Raw genomic sequence first — 20,744 nt, forward strand, 5'->3', positions numbered from 1 at the left:
ATCACGCGTGACCGGGGAGGCATCACGCGTGATTCGTGCGGGCGAAGACCACCAGTGCCAGCGCGTCGCCGAACCGCGTCATCCACCACCCCGGGAAGGGCACGCGTGGGACGGGCGGCCGGTTCAGCGCCGCCGCAGCCCGAACACCAGCTTCAGCACCACCAGCAGCACCGTGCCGAGGATCAGTGGCTGCGCGAGGATCAGCTGGACGAGGGCGGGCATCGCCTTCAGCGTCGGCGCCGGGACGAACAGGCCGCCGATCGCCGTGATGAACGGGAAGCCGGCCAGCATCAGGTTGTCGCGGGACCAGTGCACGCCCGACAGGACGTCGATCGCGCCGGCGAACAGCACGCCGAACAGCACCGTGCCCGCCGCGGCCAGCACCGGCAGCGGGACCGCCTGCAGCAGCCGGTCGAACGGGCCGAGGCCGCCCAGCACCAGCAGGATCACGCCGGTGGCCAGGGTGACGTACCGCGAGCCGACCTTCGTCACGCGCAGCAGGCCGATGTTGTCCGGGTAGGCCAACGTGGACAGTCCGCCGAACACCGCACCGACCGTGCTGCCCAGGACCTCGCCGAACACGCCTTGGGCGACGCGGTGAGCGGACAGCTCCTGGCCGCCCCAGTCGGCCACGATGTCGTAGGTCGCGATGCTCTCGGCGATCGCCGGCAGCAGCGTGATGAAGAAGATCAGCACGAGGTCGCCGTGCACCTCGAAGCCGAACGGGAAGATCCGCGGCACCGTGACGCCGAGGTTCTCCCCCACCGCACCGAAGTTCGTCGGCGCCAGCAGCGCGTAGACGAGCGTGCCCACGACCACGGCGACCAGCACCGCGCCGCGGCGCAGCAGCTTTCCGCGGCGCAGCAACGTCAGCGCGATGACGAGCGCCGCCGCGACACCGCCGGCGAGGAGGTTCACCCACGGGAAACCCGGGCTCGCCGGCGTGCCCAGCCAGTTCGGCAGCGCCGTGCTCGTCAGCTGGGTCGCGAGGATGAGCACGAGGACGCCGGAGATGATCGGGTCGCGCACGAACTTGGCCAGGAGGGTGATCGGGCCGAACCGCTTGAGCGGGATCGCGATGACGCACCAGATCAATCCGGCGACGACCATCGACCCGAACGCGGCGCCGAGCCCGCCGCGCCCGTGCCCGACGGCCAGCAGTGCGGCCAGCGAGCCCGCGTACGGGCCCTGGATGATCGGCAGCCGCAGCAGGAAGACCGACTGCAGGATCACCACCAGCCCGGACGTCATGAACGTGACGCCGTAGAGGTAGGCGGTGTCGGCGGCGGACAGCTTGAACGCCGTGCCGATCAGCGCGGGGAAGATCAGCAGGCCCGCCATGCCGAGGATGTTCTGGATCCCGAGCCCGACCGCGCTGCCGACGCGGACCTTGTCGTCGATGCCGACGTCGAAGACGGGCACGGGCTCGGCCGGCGCGTCGACGGTGATGCGAGTGGCCACGGGAGCTCCTGGGTGGGCGGGTCAGCGGACGGGACGGGGAGCGCGCAGCCGGGCGGCCCAGCGTTCGAGCATCCCGGCGAGCACGACGCGGATCAGCTCGGACGCCTTCATCGGCGGGACGTCGGCCCGCGGCTTGCTCACCGGGGGCGCGACGGGGGTGGCCGCGGCAGGCGCGGGTCGGGCGGCCGACGGCTCGGCGGCAGCGGCACCGGCACCCGCGGCAGAAGCGGCTCGGGCGGCCGACAGCTCTGCGGCGGCGGCATTCGCGGCAGGCGCAGGTCGGGCGGCCGCGGGCTCTGCGGCAGGGGCAGTTCGGGCGGCGGCGGGCCCTCCGGCGGCGGCATCTGCGGCAGCGGGTTCGCCCTGCTCGATCCGCTCCCGTACCCGCGCAGCCAGCTCGCCCACCATCCGGCCCGAGACGTCGGCCATGATGCCGCGGCCGAACTGGGCCAGTTTGCCCGAGATCGTCAAGTCCGTGGCCAGCACGACGTTCGCCCCTTCGCCCGCGGGCGTCACGCGCATCGTCGCGCGGGCCTTGGCCGTGCCGGAACCGCGGGTGTCCTTGCCGTCGGCGAGCAGTACCGCCGTGCGCGCGAGCGCGTCGCGCTCCACCACCTTCGCCACGCCCTGGTAGGCCGCCGTCACCGGTCCTACCTTGATCTTCACCTTGCCGCGGTAGGAATCCTCGCCGAGGTCCTCGACCAGTTCCGCACCCGGGAAGCACGCGGCGACGTTGTGGGCGTCCTGCAGGAAGCGGTACACCTCGTCCGGGTCGGCGGCGACCTCGAAGGAGTTCTCGATGAGCATCAGGAGGCCTTTCCTTCGGCAGCAGCGGCGAGCAGGGCGTCGACGATGCGGGCGGGGGTGACCGGCGCGCGGGTCACGCGGGCGCCGAGCGGGCGCAGCGCGTCCTCGACGGCGTTGGCGATCGCGGCCGGCGGCGGGACCGTGCCGCCCTCGCCCGCGCCCTTGGCGCCGAGCGGGTTGAGCGGGCTGGGCGATTCGATGTGGAACAGCTCGACCGGCGGCACCTCGGCCGACGACACCAGCGCGTAGTCGAGGTAGCTGGTGGCCTGCGGGGTGGCTTCCTCGTCGTAGACGGCTTCCTCGTACATCGCGTTGCCGAGGCCGTGGGCGAACCCGCCGAGCACCTGGCCGTCGACGAGCAGCGGGTTGATCACCGTCCCGCAGTCGTGGCCGATGACGTACTTGAGGATGCTGATCTCGCCGGTCTCCGGATCGACCTCGACCAGCGCGGCGTGCGCGCCGCTGGCGTACGCGGCGCGTTCCGGCGAGAAGTAGCTGGCCGTCTCGAGCCCGGCGGTGATCCCGCGCGGCAGCGTGATGCCGTGCTTGCCGATGTTCGCCACCTGGGCGAGTTGCTGCAGGGAAACGGACTTCTCGCGGTCGCCGCCGAGGCAGGCGTGGTCGCCGTCGAAGTCCACTTCGGACGCGTCGCAGCCGAGCAGCACCGCCGCCGTGTCGAGCAGCCGGGCCCGCATCTGCTTCGCCGCGTCGAACACCGCGGGCCCGCAGGTGGCCGTGATGCGCGAAGCGAACGTGCCCTGGCCGAACGGGATCCGGGCGGTGTCGCCGGTGGTGACCTCGATGTACGCCATGTCCAGGCCGAGACCGTCCGCCGCGATCTGGGCGTAGATCGTCTCGTAGCCCTGGCCCTGCCCGGCCGCGGCGAGCGTCACGAGGATCCGGCCGCGGTTGGTGACGCGGATCTTCGCGCCTTCGTACGGGCCGAGGCCGCAGCCCTCGACGTACACCGCGAGCCCGATGCCGACATAGCGGCCTTCTTCCCGCAGGCGAGCTTGTTCCCGGCGCGCGTCCGCGTAGCCGATCCGTTCGAGCGCACCTTCCAGCAGCGCCGGGAAGTTCCCGCTGTCGTAGGTCAGCGGGCTGCCGTCGCGGAACATGATGCCGACCCGGTACGGGAACTCGTCGGCCTGGATGAGGTTGCGCCGCCGCACTTCCGCGGGATCGAGGCCGAGGTGCGCCGCGATCCGGTCCATCATGCGTTCCATCACGAACACCGCCTGCGGCCGGCCCGCGCCCCGCACCGACGACGTCGGGACCATGTTGGTGTAACAGGCCCGCAGCTCGATGTCGATGTTCGGCACCTTGTACGGGCCCGGCACCGTCGACGTCGTGATCGACGGCACCTGCAGCCCGGCACAATACGCGCCCTGGTCGTGCTCGATGACGTCCTTGACGGCCAGGAGCCGCCCGTCGCCGTCGAAGCCGACGTCGATCCGGTGCGTCTGCGAGCGTTCCATCATCGCCGAGACGAAGTTCTCCTGCCGGTCCTCGACCCACTTCACCGCGCGGCGCAGCTTCTTGGCCACCCACGGGATCACGACTTCCTCGCCGTAGAACTGGGCTTTGGGGCCGAAGCCGCCGCCGACGTCCGGCGGGGCGATCACGCGCAGGTCGTCCTCGGCCATCTCGTAGATCATCGACAGCTGCTGGCGCGCGTAGTGCGGCGACTGCGTGGTGTCCCAGATGGTCAGCTGCCCGGTCGCCGGCTCGAAGCGCGCGGCCACCGCCCGCGATTCCATCGAGTGACCGCCGCCGCGCATCTGGTAGAACTCTTCGCTCAGCGTGTGCGGCGCGGTGCTCAGCGCTTCCGTGGCGTTGCCGGCGCTCTGGGTGAGCAGCACGGCCACATTGGACTCGTCGCCGGTGTGGGCGAGCGGGCCCCCGGGGCGCAGCGCCGCCGCGGTGGAGCCGACGGCGGGCAGCACCTCGTAGTCGACGTCGATCAGTTCCAGCGCGTCCTCGGCGAGGTACCGGGACTCCGCGATGACGACGGCGAGCGGTTCGCCGACGTAGTGCAGTTCCTCCGGCGGCATCGGCAGCCGCGGGTAGTCGCGCAGCTGCGGGTGGAGCACCTTGGGCGCCAGGGGTTTCTGGATCTCCATCAGGTCCGCGCCGGAGAACACCGCGACGACGCCGGGCAGCGCGAGGGCCTCGGAAGCGTCGAACGCCGTGATCCGCGCGTGCGCGTGCGGCGAGCGCAGGAACGCCGCCGCGAGGGCGTCGGGCAGGTCGAGGTCGTCGAGGTACCGGCCTTGGCCGGTGAGCAGCCGCTGGTCCTCCCGGCGCGGCAGCCGCCGGCCGATCATCGCGTCAGGCATCGGAGTGTCCTTTCGCGACGTCCAAAACGGACTGGACGAGCCCGGTGTAGCCGGTGCAGCGGCAGAGGTTCCCGCTGAGCACCTCACGTGCCTGAGCCGCGTCGCGGACGGTGTCCTCGCGCAGCGCGGCCGTGACGCTCATCAGGAACCCCGGCGTGCAGAACCCGCACTGCAGGGCGTGGTTGCGCTTGAACGCCTGCTGCAGCGGCGCCAGCTCGCCGTCGGTGGCCAGGCCTTCGACGGTCTCGACGGCCGCGCCGTCCGCCTGCACGGCGAGCATCAGGCACGCGCGGGTCGCGGCGCCGTCGACGATCACCGTGCACGCGCCGCAGACGCCGTGCTCGCAGCCGAGGTGCGTGCCGGTGAGCCGCAGCTTCTCGCGCAGGAAGTCGGCCAGGGTCATCCGCGGGTCGACGGTTTCGTCGAAGGGCTCGCCGTTGACCGTGCCCCGGACCGGATGGGTGAGCTCAGGCATGGGCTTTCTCCGTGATGTCGGCGAGCGCGCGCTTGACCAGCACACCGGTGAGCCGGGCGCGGTACTCGGCGCTCGCGTGGATGTCGCCGGTGGGATCGACCTGGGCGCGGGCGGTGGCCTCGGCGGCCGCGCCCAGGTCGGGTCCGAGGGGCTGCCCGAGCACGAGCTGTTCGGTGTCGGTCAGCCGCTGCGGGGTCGGCGCCACCCCGGCGGCCGCGATCCGGCACGCCGTGACGACGCCGTCGTCCACTTCGCACACCACGGCGACCCCGGCCAGCGCGAAGTCGCCGCGCCGCGTGGCGAACTCCCGGAACGCGGAGTACTGGTTCGCGCCGGGCCGGCCGACGCTCACCTCCAGCAGCAGCTCGTCCGGTTCGAGTGCGGTGGTGAGGTGGAACAGGAAGAAGTCCGCCGCCGGCACGGTCCGGATGCCCCGGGCCGAGGCCAGGGTGAACGTCGCACCCAGCGCGGTGAGCACGCTCGGCAGCTCGGCGGCCGGGTCGGCGTGGGCGAGGCTGCCGCAGATGGTGCCGCGGTTGCGGATCTGCGGGTGGGCGACCTGGTGCAGGGCTTCGGTGAGCACCGGCAGCAGCCGCGCGGCCTCGGCCGAGCGTTCGAGCTGCCGCTGGCGCACCAGGGCCGGGATCGTGATCGTGTCCTCCCCGAACGTCGGTGACGCCCACCGCGCACCGATGCGGTTGATGTCGACGAGGTGCTCGACGTGGGCGAGGCGGAAGTTCAGCATCGGCATCAGGCTCTGGCCGCCGGCCAGGACCTTGGCGTCGTCGCCGAGGTCGCGCAGCAGCTCGAGGGCTTCGTCGAGCTCGCGCGGCGCGTGGTAGGTGAAGCGGGCGGGTTTCATCGGGTCTCCGTGACGCGGCGCAGGTGCTGCCGGACGCGGCCGGCGAGCAACGGGCGTTCGATCAGCGACAGGTGCCGCAGGCCGGGCAGGATTTCGAGCTCGGCGCCGTCGATGCCCTCGGCGAGCGTGCGGGCCATCGACGGCGGGGTGGCGTAGTCGTGCCGCCCCGCCAGCACCAGGGTCGGCGCCGTGACCGACGGCAGCAGCGGCCGCGAGTCCATGGCCCCCATGGCGATCGACGCGGCGGCGTGGGCCTCGCTGTTGGTGCGCAGGAAGATCTTGACCACGCGGTCGGCCTCGTCCGGGTGCCGGTCGAGGAACTCCGGGGAGAACCAGCGGTCCAGCTGGAAGGTCACCTGCTTCGCCCGCGGCACGGCGACGGCCTTCTGCGCGCGCTCGGCCCAGGTCGTGACGGCGTCTTCGCCGTACCAGGCCGTGGTGTCGGCCAGGACGAGCGAGCGGACGCGCCCGGGATGACGGCCGGCGAAGTTCACCGCGACGCTGCCGCCCATCGACAGGCCGAGCAGGCTCGCCGCGGGCAGGTCGAGCGTGTCGAGGGTCCGGGCGACGTCGTCGGCGAGGTCCTCGATGGTGAACGGCTTGCCGTCCCACGCGCTGTCGCCGTGGCCGCGCAGGTCGAGCGCGAAGACCTGGAACTCGTCGGAGAGGGCTTCGGCGAGCGGCGTCCACAGGTCGCCCGAGAGGGCCAGCGGGTGCAGCAGGACCAGCGGCTCGCCCGCGCCGCGGCGGCGCACGGCCAGGGGCTTGCTCATGCGGGCCTCCGGAAGAGCGAGTCGGCGTTGGTGTGCAGGATCGCTTCGACCGCCGCGGCGTCGAGGCCGCTTTCGCGGACGGTCCGGACCGGTTCGGGGTCGCCGAGCGCGAACGGGTAGTCGCTGCCCAGCAGCACCTTGTCGACACCGACGAGCCCGGCCAGGAACGCGATCGACGGACCGGACAGCGCGACCGTGTCGTAGTGGAAGTCGCCGAGGTAGGCGGACGGCTTCTCACGGCCGAGTTCTCCCGCGAAGGCTTCCTTGGTGCGGTAGCCGCCGTCGAGCCGGTGGGCCTGGTACGGCAGGAAACCGCCGCCGTGGACCAGGACCAGCCGCAGGTCGGGGTGGCGGTCGAGCACCCCGGCGAGGATGAGCTTGGTGACCGCGACGGTGTTGTCGATAAGGCGGCCGTGGACGTTGCCCATCGTGCCCAGCGAAGCGAGGTCGCCGGACGGCCCGCACGTCGGCGGGTGCAGCACGACCGGGATCCCTTCGGCCGCGGCTACCGTCCACAGTGGATCGAACGATGCTTCGTGCGGGGCCGGGCCGGCGGGCGGGTCGGTGTTGAGGATCAGCCCCGCGAACTCCGGCCGTTTCCACGCTTCGAGGAGGTCCTCGGCGGCCTGGTCGCCTTCGGCGGCTACCGACGCGAGCGCGACGGTACCGGCCGCCGACTCGGCCATCGCGTCGTTGACCGTGCGCGCCCAGTCCCGGGCGCGGGCCGGGTTCAGCGGGGCCGACTGGATGTCCAGCCACGGCGAGAGGATCTGCCGCGTGACGCCGGCCTGCTGCTGCCACCCCGCGCGCGGCCCGGGCTCGGTCATCCGCGCGCCGATGGGCCGGGTCTCGCCGGTCCCGGGTACCGCCACCACCCAGCCCGCCTCGGTGCGCCGCGCCGAGAACCCCGCGACGGGGGCCTGCTCCAGCGCGGTCAGCAGCGCGGGCGGCACGATGTGCGCGTGCGTGTCGAGGACTTCCGTCCGACTCACCTCCACCGGTCGGGTTGGTGCCTCGACGCTAGGCCGGGGCCCCGCGGGTCACCAGCGCGCTTTCCTGGCAGCAGGCGTAAGGAGAACTGACAGCCGGGGCCTCGCTTCCGGCGCGGGTTCGTGCTGCGATGGCCGGACGAGTCCATTGAGGAAAGGCGGCGGTCGTGACGGGAACGCGGAACGTGGTCGTGGCGATCACCGGCGCCAGCGGAGCGTGCCTGGGTGTGCGCGTCCTGCAACTGCTGCGGGAGCAGTCCGGGATCCGGACGCACCTGGTGCTGTCGAAGGCCGGGATCCTCACCCTGCGCCACGAATGCGACCTCACGCTGGCCGACGTCCGCGCGCTCGCCGACGTCACCTACCGGCCGGGTGAGATCGGGGCGACGATCGCGTCCGGCTCGTTCCCCGTCGCGGCGATGCTCGTCGCGCCGTGCTCGGTCAAGACGCTCTCCGCGATCGCCACCGGCTACACCGACGACCTGGTCAGCCGCGCCGCCGACGTCTGCCTCAAGGAGGGCAGGCCGCTGCTGCTGATGGTCCGCGAAACCCCGCTGCACCTGGGGCACCTGAAGTCGATGGTCGCGGTGACGGAGGCGGGCGCGATCATCGCGCCGCCGGTGCCGGCGTTCTACCCGCGGCCGCGGACCGTCGGGGACCTGGTGGACTACACGGCTCGCCGCGCGCTCGCCCGGGTGAGACTATGGGAGCTGGCGCCGGAACCGTGGGACGGCGAACTGACCAGGGCCGACCCGGCCGACCTGCTGGGGCGGTGACGAAAGGGACCGGAGTGCTGGAGGCGCGGCGGCTGCAGATCTTCTCCGCGGTGGCCGAGCACGGCTCGTTCACCGCGGCGGCCGAGGCCCTGTTCATGACGCACTCCGCCGTCTCCCAGCAGATGGCGCTGCTGGAGCGCCAGCTGGGCGTGCCGCTGATGATCCGCGGGCCGCGCGGGATCGAGCTCACCGAGGCGGGCAAGCTGCTGTCCGAACGCAGCACCGGGTTGCTCGGCACGATCGCGCACATCGAGCAGGAGATGTCGGACCTCAAGGCGCAGCACGCGTCGGTGCGGCTGGGTGCGTTCCCGACGGCCGGCGCCGACCTCATCCCCCGCGTCGTGCGGGAGTACCAGCGGCGGTACCCGGAGACGAAGATCGTGCTGCGCTCGGCGCACGCGTCCGACATGACGGCGGCCCTGCGCGACGGCTCGATCCACCTCGGCCTGGTCTGGGACTACGACTTCGACCCGCGGTCGGTGCCTGCCGACGTCGAGTGGGTCCACCTGGCCGACGACCCGCTGAGCGTGCTGGTGCCCCTCGATCACCCGGTCGCCGGGGAGTCCGAAGTGGAGCTGCGGGAGCTGGCGGGCGAGACGTGGGTGGTGCGCAGCCACCGGCCGCCGTACGACGAGGCGTTCACGACGTTGTGCCGGTTGTCCGGTTTCGAGCCGCGGATCGGGTTCGCGACCGAGGACTACCTGTCGGTGCAGGGCCTGGTCGCGGCCGGGATCGGCATCGGCGCGGCCCCGCGGCTGGCGCTGGTGGCGCAGCGCCCCGACGTCGTGGCGGTGCCGATCGCCGGGCCCGCGCCACGGCGGCGGATCGCGGCGGTGCGCCTGCTGGAGGCGAGTCATCCCCCCGCGGCGCGGCAGATGCTGGAAGTATTGCGGGTGGTGGCGACGACCGACCCGGAGGAACACGCGTGACCGAACCGCCCGACGTCCTGCGCCGCATGCTGCTCGACGGGCGCGCGGACGTCTCCCTGGTCGACCGGATCGTCGAGGACCTGGCCCGCCGCATCATCGACGGGTCCCTGCCCCCGGGCGCGGACGTCAACTCGGTGGAGCTGGCCCGCCGGTTCAGCACATCCCGCACACCGATCCGCGAGGCGCTGCTGACGTTGCAGCGCGAGGGTCTGGTGGACATCCCGGCCCGCCGGCGGCCGCGGGTCGCGCCGGTGACGCTGGCCCAGGCGCGGGAGCTGTACGAGATCCGGGCTTCGCTGCATGCGCTGGTGAGCGAGCTGATCGTGGCGGGTGCTCCGGATTTGTCGGTGCTCGCTACGTGGCAGGCGCACCTGCGTGACGACGCCGCTAGTGGGGACGTCGATGCTTACTTTTGGCACAACGTTTCTTTTCGCCAGGCCGAGGCTGAAGTGGCGGGGAACCGGCAGTTGACGCGGTTGCTGGGGTCGTTGGGGCTGCGGACTTTGCAGCTGCGGCACGTGAGTCTGTCGTTGCCGGGGCGGTTGGACCGGTCGGTGGCGGATCATGAGCGGCTCTTGGCGGCTTATGCCGATGGGGATGCTGTTTTGGCTGTTGCGTTGACGCGGTCGATCATCATGACCGGGCTGCGGTCGATCGAGGCTTCGGGATGGTCGGGACTCGAAGTAGCGGACGAGGCGTAACGGAAGACCGGTGCGCGGCGACTGGGACGGATGTCCGTTCGTTGCCATGACCGACGTTCAGTCGCCGACCTCGGAGGAATAGTGCGTTCACAGCAGGCTTGGCCCGCCGCCCTCGTGCTCCTCTTCCGCCGATGAGCCGCGGTTGGCAGCACACGTCGGTGGTGTGCAGCCTCGAAAAGCCCGCTTGGTGGGGCCGGCAGAAGTGGGTCTGGAGTTGGTACGAACCGACCAAAAACGGACCTGCTCTGGTACAGCCTCAACCGGAAAACGAGATGGATCTCTTGAACATTCTCGGCCGCCAAGGCTGGGAGCTGGTGACCATCACCGTTTTGCCTGCAAAAAGTTTCGGCAACGAAGGCGATCCGGGCTCCGAAGTGCCTCCGCAGTTGACGTGGTACTTCAAACGCCCGATCGAGTGAGTCACACGCCGCCGGCTCGTTCGATTGCCCGGTAGCCCCTCATCACCAACGACCGGCTCACCGCTGCCGCCAACCCCGCGTCTCGGTCTGCGTACGCGTTCACCAGCCTCTCGTGGTCCGCCACCGAATGCAGCAGCCGACCCGGCAGGGACAGGCTCAAGTGCCGGAATCGGTGCATCTGCAGCCCCAACGAACTCAACCGGCGCTGCAGCTCGCCGTTCTTCGACAAGCTCGCCTCCGCATTCCGAAACCCCACGTTGTGCCAGAAGTACGCATCCACGTCACCGCAGGAAGCGTCCGCCGAAAGCAGACCCTGCCAGCGCCGGAGCCCGGCGATCTCCTCGTCCGAGGCCCGCGCCACCAGCAGCTCGCTCACCAGCGCGTACAGCGATGCCCGGATCTCGTAGATCTCCCGCACCTGCGCCATGTCCACCGGGGACACGTACGGGCGCCGGCGCGGTGGGATGATCACCAGGGACTCGCGCTCCAGCAGCAGCAACGCTTCGCGCACCGGTGTCCGCGATGTGCTGAACCGGCGGGCCAGCTCCGCCGAGTTCACCTCGTGGCCCGGTGGCAGCCGCCCCTCGACGATGCCCACCGCGATCTCCTGGAAGATCGTGAACGCCAGCGACGAGCCGCCCTCCACCCCGCGCAACGCGGTGAAGAGCAGCTCTCGCCGCAAGTCCGGCAGGTCCACCGCCGTCACTAGCCGAGGACCTCGGGCCAGCGCCGGCTCACGTCGGCGATCAGCGACGGGCTCGACTCGGCCACCGCCGGGAAGTCGGCCAGCCGCTCGTACGGCCGGCACGCGTCGATGATCGCGCGGCTGTTGAACGGCACCGCGCCCGGCAGCGTCAGCGGGTCGACCCGGCTGCCCCACGTCCGCTTCATCACCTCGATGTCGAGCGACGGGTCCGTCCGCCCGCACATCGCCCAGACGACCTCGCCGAGGTCGCGCGGGTTGACGTCGTGGTCGACGACCACCGTGAACCGGTTCATGTACGCCGCGCTCGGCAGCTGCGACGTCAGGTACGCCGCTTGACGCGCGTGCCCGGCGTAACGCTGTTCGATCGCGACGATCAGCAGCGACCGCCCGCCACCCGCCTCATGCGCCCACACACCCCGCAGCCCCGGCAACCCCGTCTTGCGCAGCGAGTCGGTGATGATCGCCGACTTCATCACCGTGCGCATGTACGAATAGTCGTGCGGCGGCTTGCCCGGCGGCGCGCCGAGCAGGATCGGGTCGTCGCGGTAGTACACCTTCTCGACGTCGATGGTGAGGATCGGGTCGCGGGAGCCGGAGTAGTAGCCGGTCCACTCGCCGAACGGGCCTTCCGGGCGCTTGTCGTCCGGCCGCACCCAGCCCTCGACGGCGATCTCGGCGTCGTGCGGCAGCGGCAGCCCGGTCGCGAGCCCGGCGATCGTGCGCACCGGGGCACCGGCCATCGCGCCGACGTAGTCGTACTCCGAGACGTCGCCGGGCACCTCGACGCCGGCCGCCACCAGGTACGCCGGGTGGTGGCCCAGCGACGCCGCGATCGGCGCCCGCCCCTCGGCCTCGAACCAGCGGCGCAGGTGCTGGGCGCCGTGCTTGCCCGCCTCGATGTTGACGCTCACCGCGCGGCCGTCGTCCTGCACCTGCATCCGGTACGCGCCGAGGTTGATCCGGCCGGTGTCGTAGTCGCGGGTGACGACCGCGCAGCCGGTGCCGATGTAGCGGCCGCCGTCGCCCTCGTGCCAGCGCGGCACGGGGAACTTCAGCAGGTCGACCTCGTCGTCCACATGGGACAGCAGCGGCCCGTCGCCGACGCTGACAGCGTGGAAGTCGCCCGAGCGCGAGATCCACTCCCCCGGCTTGACGGCGAGCTTCTCGACGAGGTCCTCGTCGGTGTTGTCCCAGCCGAGCCCGAGCACCGACCCGAGCAGCCGCGGGTTGCTGACCGAACCGGACAGCACGCGCGAACCGGAGGCGTAGTCCTTGATCGAGTCGAACATCAGCGCCTTGGGGTGCGAGCGCCGGTAGTTGACCTGGGACAGCGCGCCGATCTCGAGCTCCCAGTGGGCGCCTTCGACGGTCTGCACCTCCCCGGCCGCCTCGGCTTCGGCGAGCCACTTCCGCAGGTCGGTCATGCCGGGATCCTTCGCGAGGTCTGGCGGAGGTGGCCGATCGCCGCCTCGGCGGTGAGCACGTCCGCGTACTTCTGGTCGAGGTCGAACAGGCTCAGCCAGTGCGACGCCTCGAACCGGTCGAAACAGCAGTCGCCGACGACGCCGACGCGGTAGCCGCGGCTGCAGGCGTCGACGACGGTCGAGCGCACGCACCCGCTCGTGGCTTCGCCGGCGACGAGCACGGTGTCGTGCCCGCCCATCCGCAGCAGCGTGTCCAACGGGGTGCCGTGGAAGCAGCTGGGACCGATCTTCTCCAGCACGACGTCCCCGGCCCACGGCTCCACTTCGGACACGATCGCGTTCGGGTCCACCGTGGATTTCGGGGTCAGCGCCGAGCCCGGTTTGCGGTTCCACCGGCCGTACCGCGCCGGCGTCGCGTGGAAGTAGATCACCGGCGCCCCGGCGTCGCGGGCGGCACGCAGCAGCGGGGCGGTGCGGTCGACGGCCGCCCAGCCGTCCACGCCGCACGCGCTCGGCCAGTCCTCGACGGCGTCGAGGATGTCCTGCCGGGGCAGGCCCAGCGCCGCGTAGTAGAGGTCGACGACGAGCACGGCCGGGTTGGCACCCAGGCCGAACGGGGCCCGCTTCGCCCACGACGTCGCCGCCAGCACCGCGCGGTCCCGTTCGGTCAGGTGCTTCGCCCACTCGGCTTCGAAGTTCATGACGCCGTGAAGCTGTTGTCGATGTACTTCGCGATGTCCGAGGGAGCCGTGGTCTTGGCGTTCTCGGCGGCTTCGTCGAAGGCCTGCTTGATCACCTTCTCGTCCACCGCCGGCGTCTTCGCCCAGACGTCGAGGAAGAAGTCGTAGGCGTACGACGCGAGCTCGGTGCTCTGCACGCCGCTGTACTTCTGGATGCTCTTGACCGTCTCGTTCTTGTGGCCGCGGATGTACTGCAGTGCCTCGGTTTCCGCCGCGACGAACCGCTTGACGACCTCGCGGTTGTTCTGCAGGTACTTCGACTGCACGGTGTAGGCGCCGAGCGGGAACGGCATGTTCGACAGCGCGGCGAGCCGGTGCGCGCCCTTGTTCCGGCTCTCGGTGCCGTTGGGCGGCTGGGTGAGGATCGCCGACACCGCGCCGCTGCCGAGCGCGGCCACCTCGGCCGGGACGCCCTTGACGAACACCGCCGTGACGTCCTCGCGCTTGAGGCCGTTCGCCTCCAGCAGCGCGGTCAGCCCGAAGTCGCTTTCCGAACCGGGCGAGGTGATCGCGACCTTCTTGCCCTTGAGCCCGGCGACCGACTGGATGTCGGGGCTCGCCCACATCTCGAGGTTGTAGTGCGGCTCGGACATCGCGACGTACTTGAGGTCCGCGCCCTTCATGATGGCCGCGGCGGTGTCGGCCGCGACGCCGACGCCGATCTGGACGCTGTTGCTGGCGAGCCCCGCGACCAGCTGCGAACTGTCGTTGAGCCGGCTGAGCTTCACGTTCAGGCCGTGCTTGGCGAAGATGCCGTAGTCCTGCGCGGTGTAGAGGTCGGAGTAGCCCGCGCCGAGCGCGGTGTAGCCGATGGTGACCGGCAGCGCGCCGCTCGCGTCGGCGGTGACCGTGCCGCCCGCCCCGCCGCCGCACGCGGTGAGGCCCAGCATGAGGCTCGCGGCCAGGAGAAGCTTCTTCATTGTGCACCTGCCCAGTGGGTGAAACGGCGTTCGACGAGCCGGACGGCCCAGTTCAGGACCAGGGCGAGCACGGCGAGGATGACGATCCCGGCCATCGCCGAGTCCATGTTGAAGTTCGAGGTCTGCGTCTGGACGAAGTAGCCGAGGCCCTGGCTCGCCAGGAACAGCTCGGCGACGATCGCGCCGACCAGCGCGCGGCCGACGGCCAGCCGCACCCCCGCGAGGATGTAGGGCAGCGTCGCGGGCAACGCGATGGTGTAGAAGAACTTCAGCCGCGGGGTGCAGAACACCGTCGCGACGCGGGTGTAGTCGCTGTCGAGGTTCCGGACGCCCGCGGTGATGTTGATGATCAGCGGCAGGATCGCAGCCCACACGATGACGATCACGCGCGAGGTGTTGTCGATGCCGAACCAGAAGATGATGATCGGCAGGAACATCACGTACGGCACCGAGTAGAGGATGTTGACCATCGGCTCGGTCATGTCGTGCAGGATCTTGCTGCGGCCGAGCACGAGCCCGATCGGGATGCCGAGGACGAACGTGATGCCCAGGCCCCACAGCAGTTCCAGGCCGGTCGCGCCGAGCGCCGGGTAGATCTCGCCGGAGCCGAAGAGCTTTCCCTCGGCCGCGGCGATGCGCAGCGGGTTGCTGCTGAAGGAGACGTCGACGAGGCCGAGCGCCGTCGCCAGCTGCCACAGCACCAGGACGATCGCCATCCCGGCCGTGCCGAGCAGCCCGCTACGGTGTCGCCGCACCCAGCCGGAGCTCGCCGACAGCGCCGGTGGCGGGGTCGGGGCTGGTGTCGTGCGCGGGAGAGACGCTGTTGTCATGGTTCGGCTCCGAAGCTGCGGGTTCGTGGTGGAGGGCCGAGAGGATCTTGTCGCCGTAGGCCAGGAACTCGGCGCTGCGGCGCCAGGCGGCGGCACGCGGGCGGGGCACGTCGATGACCACTTCCAGCGCGACGTGCGCCGGGGACGGGGAGAAGACGAGCACGCGGTCGGCGAGCAGCACGGCCTCGTTGACGTCGTGGGTCACGAACATCGCGGTCTTCTTCGTGACGGCGTCGGCCTGCCAGATCCGCAGGAGCTCGTCCTGCAGGTTCTCGCGGGTCTGGGCGTCGAGGGCACCGAAGGGCTCGTCGAGCAGCAGGAGCGTCGGGTCGGTGGCCAGGGCGCGCGCGAGGTTGACGCGCTGCTTCATGCCGCCGGACAGCTCGTGCGGGTACTTCTTCGCGACCTCGGCCAGCCCGACGACGTCGAGGAGTTCCTCGGCGCGGTTCCGGGTCTCCGGCGTCAGCCTGCCCTGGACCTGGGGTCCGAAGAGGACGTTGTCGAGGACGGTCCGCCACGGGTAGAGCGAGGCGTGCTGGAAGACCAGCGACCGCTCCGGCCCGGGCCCGGTGATCGGCCGGCCGCCGAGTTCGAGGGCCCCGCCGGCGACCGGCACGAGCCCGGCGACGGCCTCGAGGAAGGTGGTCTTGCCGCACCCGCTGGGGCCGACGATGACCACGAACTCCTCGTCGCGGATCTGCAGGTTCAGGTCGAGGCACGCGGTGGAGAACCCGCCGCCGCGCCGGGCCCGGTGGCCGAGCAGCAGGTCCCGCGCGTCCAGGCAGGTGGTCGGGACGGACATCAGCGCGTCCCCGGGATTTCTGGGTGGTTCACTACCGCTCCTCCTTGCCGATGGCTGCACTGCGGATCGCAAGGTGTCGACACTTCGGGAGAGTCTGCGTCCGCACGGCGGCAACTGTCAAGGAGTCGGAATCGAGTAAGTAGCGAACTGTCGACACTAGCCACTTCACTACAGGCGAACGACAAAGGCCCCCTGGCCGGCGTCGAGAGCCGGCCAGAGGGCCTTCACGGACCTGCGCGAGAGGTCAGCCGACGGGTTGCTCCGCCGGTTCCGGCTTCGGGCTCAGCACCCCCGCGAACACCGCCGCCAGCACGCACAGCACCACCGGCACGGCGAAGGTCACGTTCAACGGCATCCACCGCGTCAGCCCGCCGATCAGCGCCGGTCCCGCCAGCAGACCCACGTACCCGAGCCCGACCACCCGGGCCATCAACGCGCCCGACGCCCGTGTGTCCAGGTTGCCCGCCGCCGTGAACAGCTGCGGGACTCCGCCCGACAACCCCAGCCCGAACACGGCCCAGCCCACCAGGGACAACGGCACCCACGGCGCCGCCGCGGCCGTCGTCAAACCCACCGCCGCCAGCGTCGCTCCCCAGCGGACGATCGCCGCCGGGCCGGCCCACGCCGCGACGCGGTCGGTCAGGAAGCGGCCCGTTGTCATCGCCACCGCGAACGCGCCGTACGCCAGCGCCGCCGTCGACGACGAGGTGCCCAGGACCTTCTCCATGTGCAGCGCCGCCCAGTCGTTGGCCACGCCCTCCGACAGCATCAGGGCCAGCGCCAGCAGGCCGAGCAGCCACACCACGCGGCCCGGTGTGCGACGGCGGGCCGGCGCCGCCTCGGCGGGCGATTCCGAAACCACCGGCGCGTCCGACGGCTCCATCAGGAACCGGGCCGCCGTCAGGGAAAGCGCCACGCACAGCAGGCCGGTGCCGGTGAGCGTCACGCCCGTCGGCACGCCCGCGCCGAGCGTCGCCGCGCCGATGACCGCCGCGAACGCGCCGCCGATCGACCACATCGCGTGGAACGCCGCCATGATCGGGCGCGGGTAGGCCCGCTCCACGACGACCGCGTGCGAGTTCATCCCGACGTCGATCGCGCCGTTGCCGAAGCCGAACAGGATCAGCGAAAGCCCCAGCGTCCACCACGAGTTCGCGAACCCGGGTGCGAGCAGCGCGAGCCCGAGCAGCACCCCGGCCGCCGGGACCAGGCGGCGGTGGCCGAGCCGGTCGACCAGCGGCCCGGAGATCTGCATGCCCGCGAACGCCGCGCCGCCGAGCACCAGCAGCAACGCGCCCAGCGTGCTGTGCGAGATGCCGGCCGCGCGCTCGACGTTCGGGATGTGCACGACCCACATGCCCATCGCGAAGCCGTTGAGGCCGAAGAACATGAACGTCGCGAACCGGGCGGCACGCGGGCGGGGCGGGGCGGTCGTCATCGGTTCTCCCAGGGGACGGCGACGTGCACGAGCACGCCGAGGCCGGCCAGCGCCGCACGCTGGTCCTCGGGCGCGCCCGGGTCGGTGATCACTACGTCCGCGCGATCGGCGGGACAGACGTGGGCGAGCGCGGCGCGGCCCCACTTGGCGCCGTCGGCGAGCACGATCGCCCGGGCCGCGACGTCGAGGGCCGCCCGCTTGACCTCGGCGTCGCCCAGGTCGAACGCGGTGAGCCCGGCGTCGAGGCCGAACGCGCAGGGGCTCAGCACCGCGACGTCGAAGCGCAGGGCGCGCAGCGACGCGACGGTCAGCGGGCCCACCAGGGCCTGCTCCCCCGGCCTCGGCTCGCCACCCGGCAGGAGCAGCCGGACTTCCCCGTCGTCGGCCAGCTCCCGGGCCGCGTGCAGGGAAAGCGGCATCACGGTGACCGGGCGCCCGCGCAGCAGCCGCGCGAGTTCCAGCGCGGTCGTGCCGCTGTCGAGGACGATCGTTTCGCCGTCGCGGATCAGCTCGGCCGCCGCGGCCGCGATGGCCCGCTTCGCCGCGACCGCTTCCGTCGCGCGGGCGGCGAACGGCGGCTCGATCCCGGACGGCGACGCCGGGACGGCTCCGCCGTGCACCCGCCGCAGCACCCCGCGCGAGGCGAGGTGGTCGAGGTCGCGGCGCACGGTCATCTCCGACGCGCCGGTCGCCGACGCCAGGTCCGCGACGGCCACCTGGTCGGCGTCGCGCAGCCGCTCCACGATGATCCGCTGCCGTTCCGCACTCTTCACGCCGCGATGTTCGCAAGTCGCGAGCGTTCGCACAACCGATTTGTTCGTCCGCTCACGTTGCTTGTGCGAAACACCGCTGCGGCATGATGGGGCCGTGCACGCCGCCGAGACCACCGCGACCCCGTGACCGGGGGCTACCTGAAGGGCCGGATCCGCCGTGAGGACATCATCACGGCGGCGGCCGCGGCGTACGGCGAACTCGGCTACCAGGGCTCGTCGCTGCGGGAGATCGCCAAGCGCGTCGGGATTTCGCACGCCGGCCTCCTGTACTACTTCCCGACCAAGGAAGCCCTGCTCGCCGCCGTGCTGGAACGGCGTGACGCCGAGGACTCCGAGCGCGAGCAGCTCACGGTGCCGCCCGGTCTCGAAGTCCTGCGCCACTTCGTCGCGCTCGCCGAGCACAACGTCCGCCACCCCGGGATCGTCGACCTCTACTCCCGGCTCGCCGCCGAGGCCGTCGCCGCGGACCACCCGGCGCACGAGTACTTCGTGCGCCACTACCGGGCCGCGCGCGAAGGCGTGCGCGAGTCGTTCGCGGTCCTGGCCGCCCGCGGCGAACTGCGGGACGGCGTCGACCCGGGGATGGCGACCCTGACGTTCATCGCGCTGATGGACGGCCTGCAGGTGCAGTGGCTGACCGTCCCCGGTGACGTCGACCTGGTCGGATCGCTGCGCTTCTACCTGCAGAACGTGCTCACCGTCCCGGTCTAGAGGGTCTTCGCGTACGGGTCCCAGCCCACCGGCAGCAGGGGCGGGACCTCGACGCTGCTGCCGACGTCCACGCTCTGCCCCCGGGTCAGGGACTCCTCGATGGCCAGCATCGTGTCGAGCACGTGGTAGGCCAGCTCGCCGGACGCGCGTTCCGGCTCGCCGGCGCGGATCGCCCGGGCCAGCTCCAGCGCCCCGGTGCCGCGGGAGGCCGCGTGCCCGGCGGGCGCCAGCTCTTCCGGCTCGTCCCGGTCGAGCAGGTGCAGCCGGGTCGGCTCGTCGAAGCGGTTGGGGTCGGGCAGGACGGCGGTGCCGAGGGTGCCGGTCAGCTCGACCAGCCCGGTCCGCTTGAGCGCCGAGTCGAAGCTCAGGACCAGCTGGGCGGACCCGCGGTCGAACTCGACGAGCGCGACGACCGTGGTCGGCACCGACACCGGGAACTCCGTCCCCGCCCGCGGCCCGGACCCGACGACGCGGGTGTCACGCGCCCGCCCGCCGGCCCCGGTGACGCGCCGGGCCGGGCCCAGCAGGTGCACCAAGGCCGTCAGGTAGTACGGGCCCATGTCGAGCAGCGGCCCGCCGCCCGGCTGGTAGTAGAACTCCGGCGCCGGGTGCCAGAGCTCCGGGCCCGCCACCTGGAACAACGCCAACGCGGTCAGGGGGCGGCCGATCCGGCCGTCGTCGACCGCCCGGCGCGCGGTCTGCAGCGCGGCACCGAGCACGGTGTCGGGCGCGCTCGCCACGCGCAAGTTCTTCTCCCGGGCGCGGTCCAGCAGCTTGCGGCCGGTCTCGCGGTCCAGCGCGAGGGGCTTCTCCGCCCAGACGTGCTTGCCCGCTTCGAGGGCGGCGAGCCCGACCTCGACGTGCGCCACGGGGACGGTCAGGTTGACCACGATTTCGACGTCGGCGTCGTCGAGCAGCTCGGCCACCGTGCCCGACTGCGGCACCCCGTACTTGGCCGCTTGGGCCGCGGCGCGCTCGGTGTCGAGGTCGGCGACCCGCAGCACGCGGACGTCCGGGAAGCTCGTCAGGTTCTCGAGGTAGGTGCCGCTGATGACGCCGGCGCCGACGATCCCGACGCCGACCGGCCCGCCGGTCACCGGGCCGCGCCGGTCAGGAAGGTGCGGCTGGCGGCGATGGCCTCGAAGAGGTCGCCGTCGTAGGCGTCGAACTCGATCACGCGCAGCGCGTCCGGCGCGGCGGCGAGCACGTCGGCGACGGGCACCCGGCCCCGCCCGGCGGGCAGCTGGCCGGTGGCGTCGGTGGCCAGGCCGCCGTCCTTGACGTGGATCGCCTTGACGCGGTCACCGAGCCGGCGCAGCAGGGCGGGCGCGTCCTCGCCGCCCGCGGTGGCCCAGTAGGTGTCGACCTCCAGCGCGACGGCCGGGTCGAGCTGGTCGGCGAACACCTCGAAGGCGCTGCGGGCGTCGATCCGGGACTCCAGCTCCCACCAGTGGTTGTGGTAGCCGACCTGGACCCCGTGCTCGGCCGCGACCTTGGCGGCGGCGTTGAGCGCGTCCGCCGTGGCGGCGATGTCGGCGGGGTCCTGCCACTGCTCCGGCTTGACGAGCGGGTCGATGACCAGGCCGATGCCCAGCTCGGCCGCCGCGGCGAAGACGGCCGCCTGGTCGGCGCCGATCAGGCGGGCGTGCGCGGTCGGGGCGGTCAGGCCGTTGGCCGGCAGCCCGGCCCGCAGCGCTTCGACGTTCTCGACGACCCCGTACGGCTCGACTCGGGTGAAGCCGATCGCGGCGAGCCGCCGCAGGGTGTCGGCGGGGTCGGCCGCGAAGGCGTCGCGGACCGAGTACAGCTGCACGGAAAGCTCGCTCATCACCGGCTCCTGGAGGTCACGGGGTTCCTTGAATTTCTACC

22 protein-coding genes are annotated in these 20,744 nt (G+C 71.9%); 5 read left to right on the forward strand and 17 right to left on the reverse strand.

Annotated elements, in window-relative coordinates; all coding sequences use genetic code 11:
• Positions 1-123 precede the first annotated feature (123 nt).
• Genes QSK39_RS22110 through QSK39_RS22140 form a run of 7 tightly spaced genes read right to left on the reverse strand, consistent with a single transcriptional unit; the run spans position 124 to position 7,709 of the window.
• Complete coding sequence (locus QSK39_RS22110; RefSeq protein WP_285479667.1) at positions 124-1,461, reverse strand: solute carrier family 23 protein; 1,338 nt, start codon at positions 1,459-1,461, stop codon at positions 124-126.
• Positions 1,462-1,482: 21 nt separating this feature from the next.
• Positions 1,483-2,268 carry an SRPBCC family protein gene (locus QSK39_RS22115; protein WP_285479668.1) on the reverse strand — a complete coding sequence of 262 codons (786 nt, stop codon included), beginning with the start codon at positions 2,266-2,268 and terminating at the stop codon, positions 1,483-1,485.
• Positions 2,268-4,607: a xanthine dehydrogenase family protein molybdopterin-binding subunit gene (locus tag QSK39_RS22120; RefSeq protein ID WP_285479669.1), complete on the reverse strand. Its 2,340-nt coding sequence runs from the start codon at positions 4,605-4,607 to the stop codon at positions 2,268-2,270. The genes QSK39_RS22115 and QSK39_RS22120 overlap by 1 nt, the downstream gene beginning before the upstream one ends.
• Positions 4,600-5,082, reverse strand: coding sequence for a (2Fe-2S)-binding protein (locus QSK39_RS22125; protein WP_285479670.1), 483 nt, complete (start codon positions 5,080-5,082; stop codon positions 4,600-4,602). The genes QSK39_RS22120 and QSK39_RS22125 overlap by 8 nt, the downstream gene beginning before the upstream one ends.
• Positions 5,075-5,944, reverse strand: a complete 870-nt coding sequence (locus QSK39_RS22130; RefSeq protein ID WP_285479671.1) for an FAD binding domain-containing protein — start codon at positions 5,942-5,944, stop codon at positions 5,075-5,077. Before QSK39_RS22130 ends, QSK39_RS22125 begins: the two co-directional genes overlap by 8 nt.
• Complete coding sequence (locus QSK39_RS22135) at positions 5,941-6,717, reverse strand: alpha/beta fold hydrolase (protein WP_285479672.1); 777 nt, start codon at positions 6,715-6,717, stop codon at positions 5,941-5,943. Before QSK39_RS22135 ends, QSK39_RS22130 begins: the two co-directional genes overlap by 4 nt.
• On the reverse strand, positions 6,714-7,709 hold the full coding sequence (locus QSK39_RS22140; protein ID WP_285479673.1) for an amidohydrolase family protein: 996 nt from the start codon (positions 7,707-7,709) through the stop codon (positions 6,714-6,716). The genes QSK39_RS22135 and QSK39_RS22140 overlap by 4 nt, the downstream gene beginning before the upstream one ends.
• Positions 7,710-7,873: 164 nt before the next feature.
• Here QSK39_RS22140 and QSK39_RS22145 point away from each other — a divergent pair, with 164 nt between their 5' ends.
• The 4 genes from QSK39_RS22145 to QSK39_RS22160 all read left to right on the forward strand — a co-directional run bounded on the left by QSK39_RS22145 (position 7,874) and on the right by QSK39_RS22160 (position 10,531).
• Positions 7,874-8,482, forward strand: coding sequence for a UbiX family flavin prenyltransferase (locus QSK39_RS22145; RefSeq protein WP_285479674.1), 609 nt, complete (start codon positions 7,874-7,876; stop codon positions 8,480-8,482).
• Positions 8,479-9,411 carry a LysR family transcriptional regulator gene (locus QSK39_RS22150; RefSeq protein WP_285479675.1) on the forward strand — a complete coding sequence of 311 codons (933 nt, stop codon included), beginning with the start codon at positions 8,479-8,481 and terminating at the stop codon, positions 9,409-9,411. Before QSK39_RS22145 ends, QSK39_RS22150 begins: the two co-directional genes overlap by 4 nt.
• Positions 9,408-10,112 carry a GntR family transcriptional regulator gene (locus QSK39_RS22155; RefSeq protein ID WP_285479676.1) on the forward strand — a complete coding sequence of 235 codons (705 nt, stop codon included), beginning with the start codon at positions 9,408-9,410 and terminating at the stop codon, positions 10,110-10,112. The genes QSK39_RS22150 and QSK39_RS22155 overlap by 4 nt, the downstream gene beginning before the upstream one ends.
• A gap of 131 nt (positions 10,113-10,243) precedes the next feature.
• Positions 10,244-10,531, forward strand: a complete 288-nt coding sequence (locus tag QSK39_RS22160) for a hypothetical protein (protein ID WP_285479677.1) — start codon at positions 10,244-10,246, stop codon at positions 10,529-10,531.
• Between the two features lies 1 nt (position 10,532).
• Here the strand turns inward: QSK39_RS22160 and QSK39_RS22165 are convergent, their stop codons facing one another.
• From QSK39_RS22165 to QSK39_RS22200, 8 genes are all read right to left on the reverse strand, one after another.
• Positions 10,533-11,237, reverse strand: coding sequence for a GntR family transcriptional regulator (locus QSK39_RS22165; RefSeq protein WP_284742705.1), 705 nt, complete (start codon positions 11,235-11,237; stop codon positions 10,533-10,535).
• Positions 11,237-12,661 (reverse strand): UbiD family decarboxylase, encoded by a 1,425-nt coding sequence (locus tag QSK39_RS22170; RefSeq protein WP_285479678.1) that lies wholly within the window; start codon positions 12,659-12,661, stop codon positions 11,237-11,239. The genes QSK39_RS22165 and QSK39_RS22170 overlap by 1 nt, the downstream gene beginning before the upstream one ends.
• Entirely contained in the window at positions 12,658-13,362 is a 705-nt protein-coding gene (locus tag QSK39_RS22175) for an isochorismatase family protein (protein WP_285479679.1), read from the reverse strand. Before QSK39_RS22175 ends, QSK39_RS22170 begins: the two co-directional genes overlap by 4 nt.
• Positions 13,359-14,321, reverse strand: a complete 963-nt coding sequence (locus tag QSK39_RS22180) for an ABC transporter substrate-binding protein (protein WP_285479680.1) — start codon at positions 14,319-14,321, stop codon at positions 13,359-13,361. Before QSK39_RS22180 ends, QSK39_RS22175 begins: the two co-directional genes overlap by 4 nt.
• Positions 14,318-15,076 carry an ABC transporter permease gene (locus QSK39_RS22185; RefSeq protein WP_285479681.1) on the reverse strand — a complete coding sequence of 253 codons (759 nt, stop codon included), beginning with the start codon at positions 15,074-15,076 and terminating at the stop codon, positions 14,318-14,320. The genes QSK39_RS22180 and QSK39_RS22185 overlap by 4 nt, the downstream gene beginning before the upstream one ends.
• Positions 15,060-15,953, reverse strand: coding sequence for an ABC transporter ATP-binding protein (locus QSK39_RS22190; protein WP_285479682.1), 894 nt, complete (start codon positions 15,951-15,953; stop codon positions 15,060-15,062). The genes QSK39_RS22185 and QSK39_RS22190 overlap by 17 nt, the downstream gene beginning before the upstream one ends.
• Positions 15,954-16,197: 244 nt before the next feature.
• Positions 16,198-17,391: an MFS transporter gene (locus tag QSK39_RS22195; RefSeq protein ID WP_285479683.1), complete on the reverse strand. Its 1,194-nt coding sequence runs from the start codon at positions 17,389-17,391 to the stop codon at positions 16,198-16,200.
• A complete protein-coding gene (locus QSK39_RS22200) occupies positions 17,388-18,164 on the reverse strand; it encodes a DeoR/GlpR family DNA-binding transcription regulator (RefSeq protein WP_285479684.1) in 777 nt (258 codons plus the stop codon). Before QSK39_RS22200 ends, QSK39_RS22195 begins: the two co-directional genes overlap by 4 nt.
• Before the next feature lie 123 nt (positions 18,165-18,287).
• Here QSK39_RS22200 and QSK39_RS22205 point away from each other — a divergent pair, with 123 nt between their 5' ends.
• Positions 18,288-18,875: a TetR/AcrR family transcriptional regulator gene (locus QSK39_RS22205; protein WP_285479685.1), complete on the forward strand. Its 588-nt coding sequence runs from the start codon at positions 18,288-18,290 to the stop codon at positions 18,873-18,875.
• Here QSK39_RS22205 and QSK39_RS22210 read toward each other — a convergent pair.
• Together QSK39_RS22210 and QSK39_RS22215 are read right to left on the reverse strand one after the other, a co-directional pair.
• Positions 18,872-19,972 (reverse strand): Gfo/Idh/MocA family protein, encoded by a 1,101-nt coding sequence (locus QSK39_RS22210; RefSeq protein ID WP_285479686.1) that lies wholly within the window; start codon positions 19,970-19,972, stop codon positions 18,872-18,874. The two genes, QSK39_RS22205 and QSK39_RS22210, sit on opposite strands and share 4 nt — an antisense overlap.
• A complete protein-coding gene (locus tag QSK39_RS22215; protein ID WP_285479687.1) occupies positions 19,969-20,703 on the reverse strand; it encodes a sugar phosphate isomerase/epimerase family protein in 735 nt (244 codons plus the stop codon). The genes QSK39_RS22210 and QSK39_RS22215 overlap by 4 nt, the downstream gene beginning before the upstream one ends.
• Between the last annotated feature and the right edge of the window lie 41 nt (positions 20,704-20,744).

Source organism: Amycolatopsis sp. NBRC 101858 (genome assembly GCF_030269325.1).
Classification (GTDB): domain Bacteria; phylum Actinomycetota; class Actinomycetes; order Mycobacteriales; family Pseudonocardiaceae; genus Amycolatopsis; species Amycolatopsis ponsaeliensis.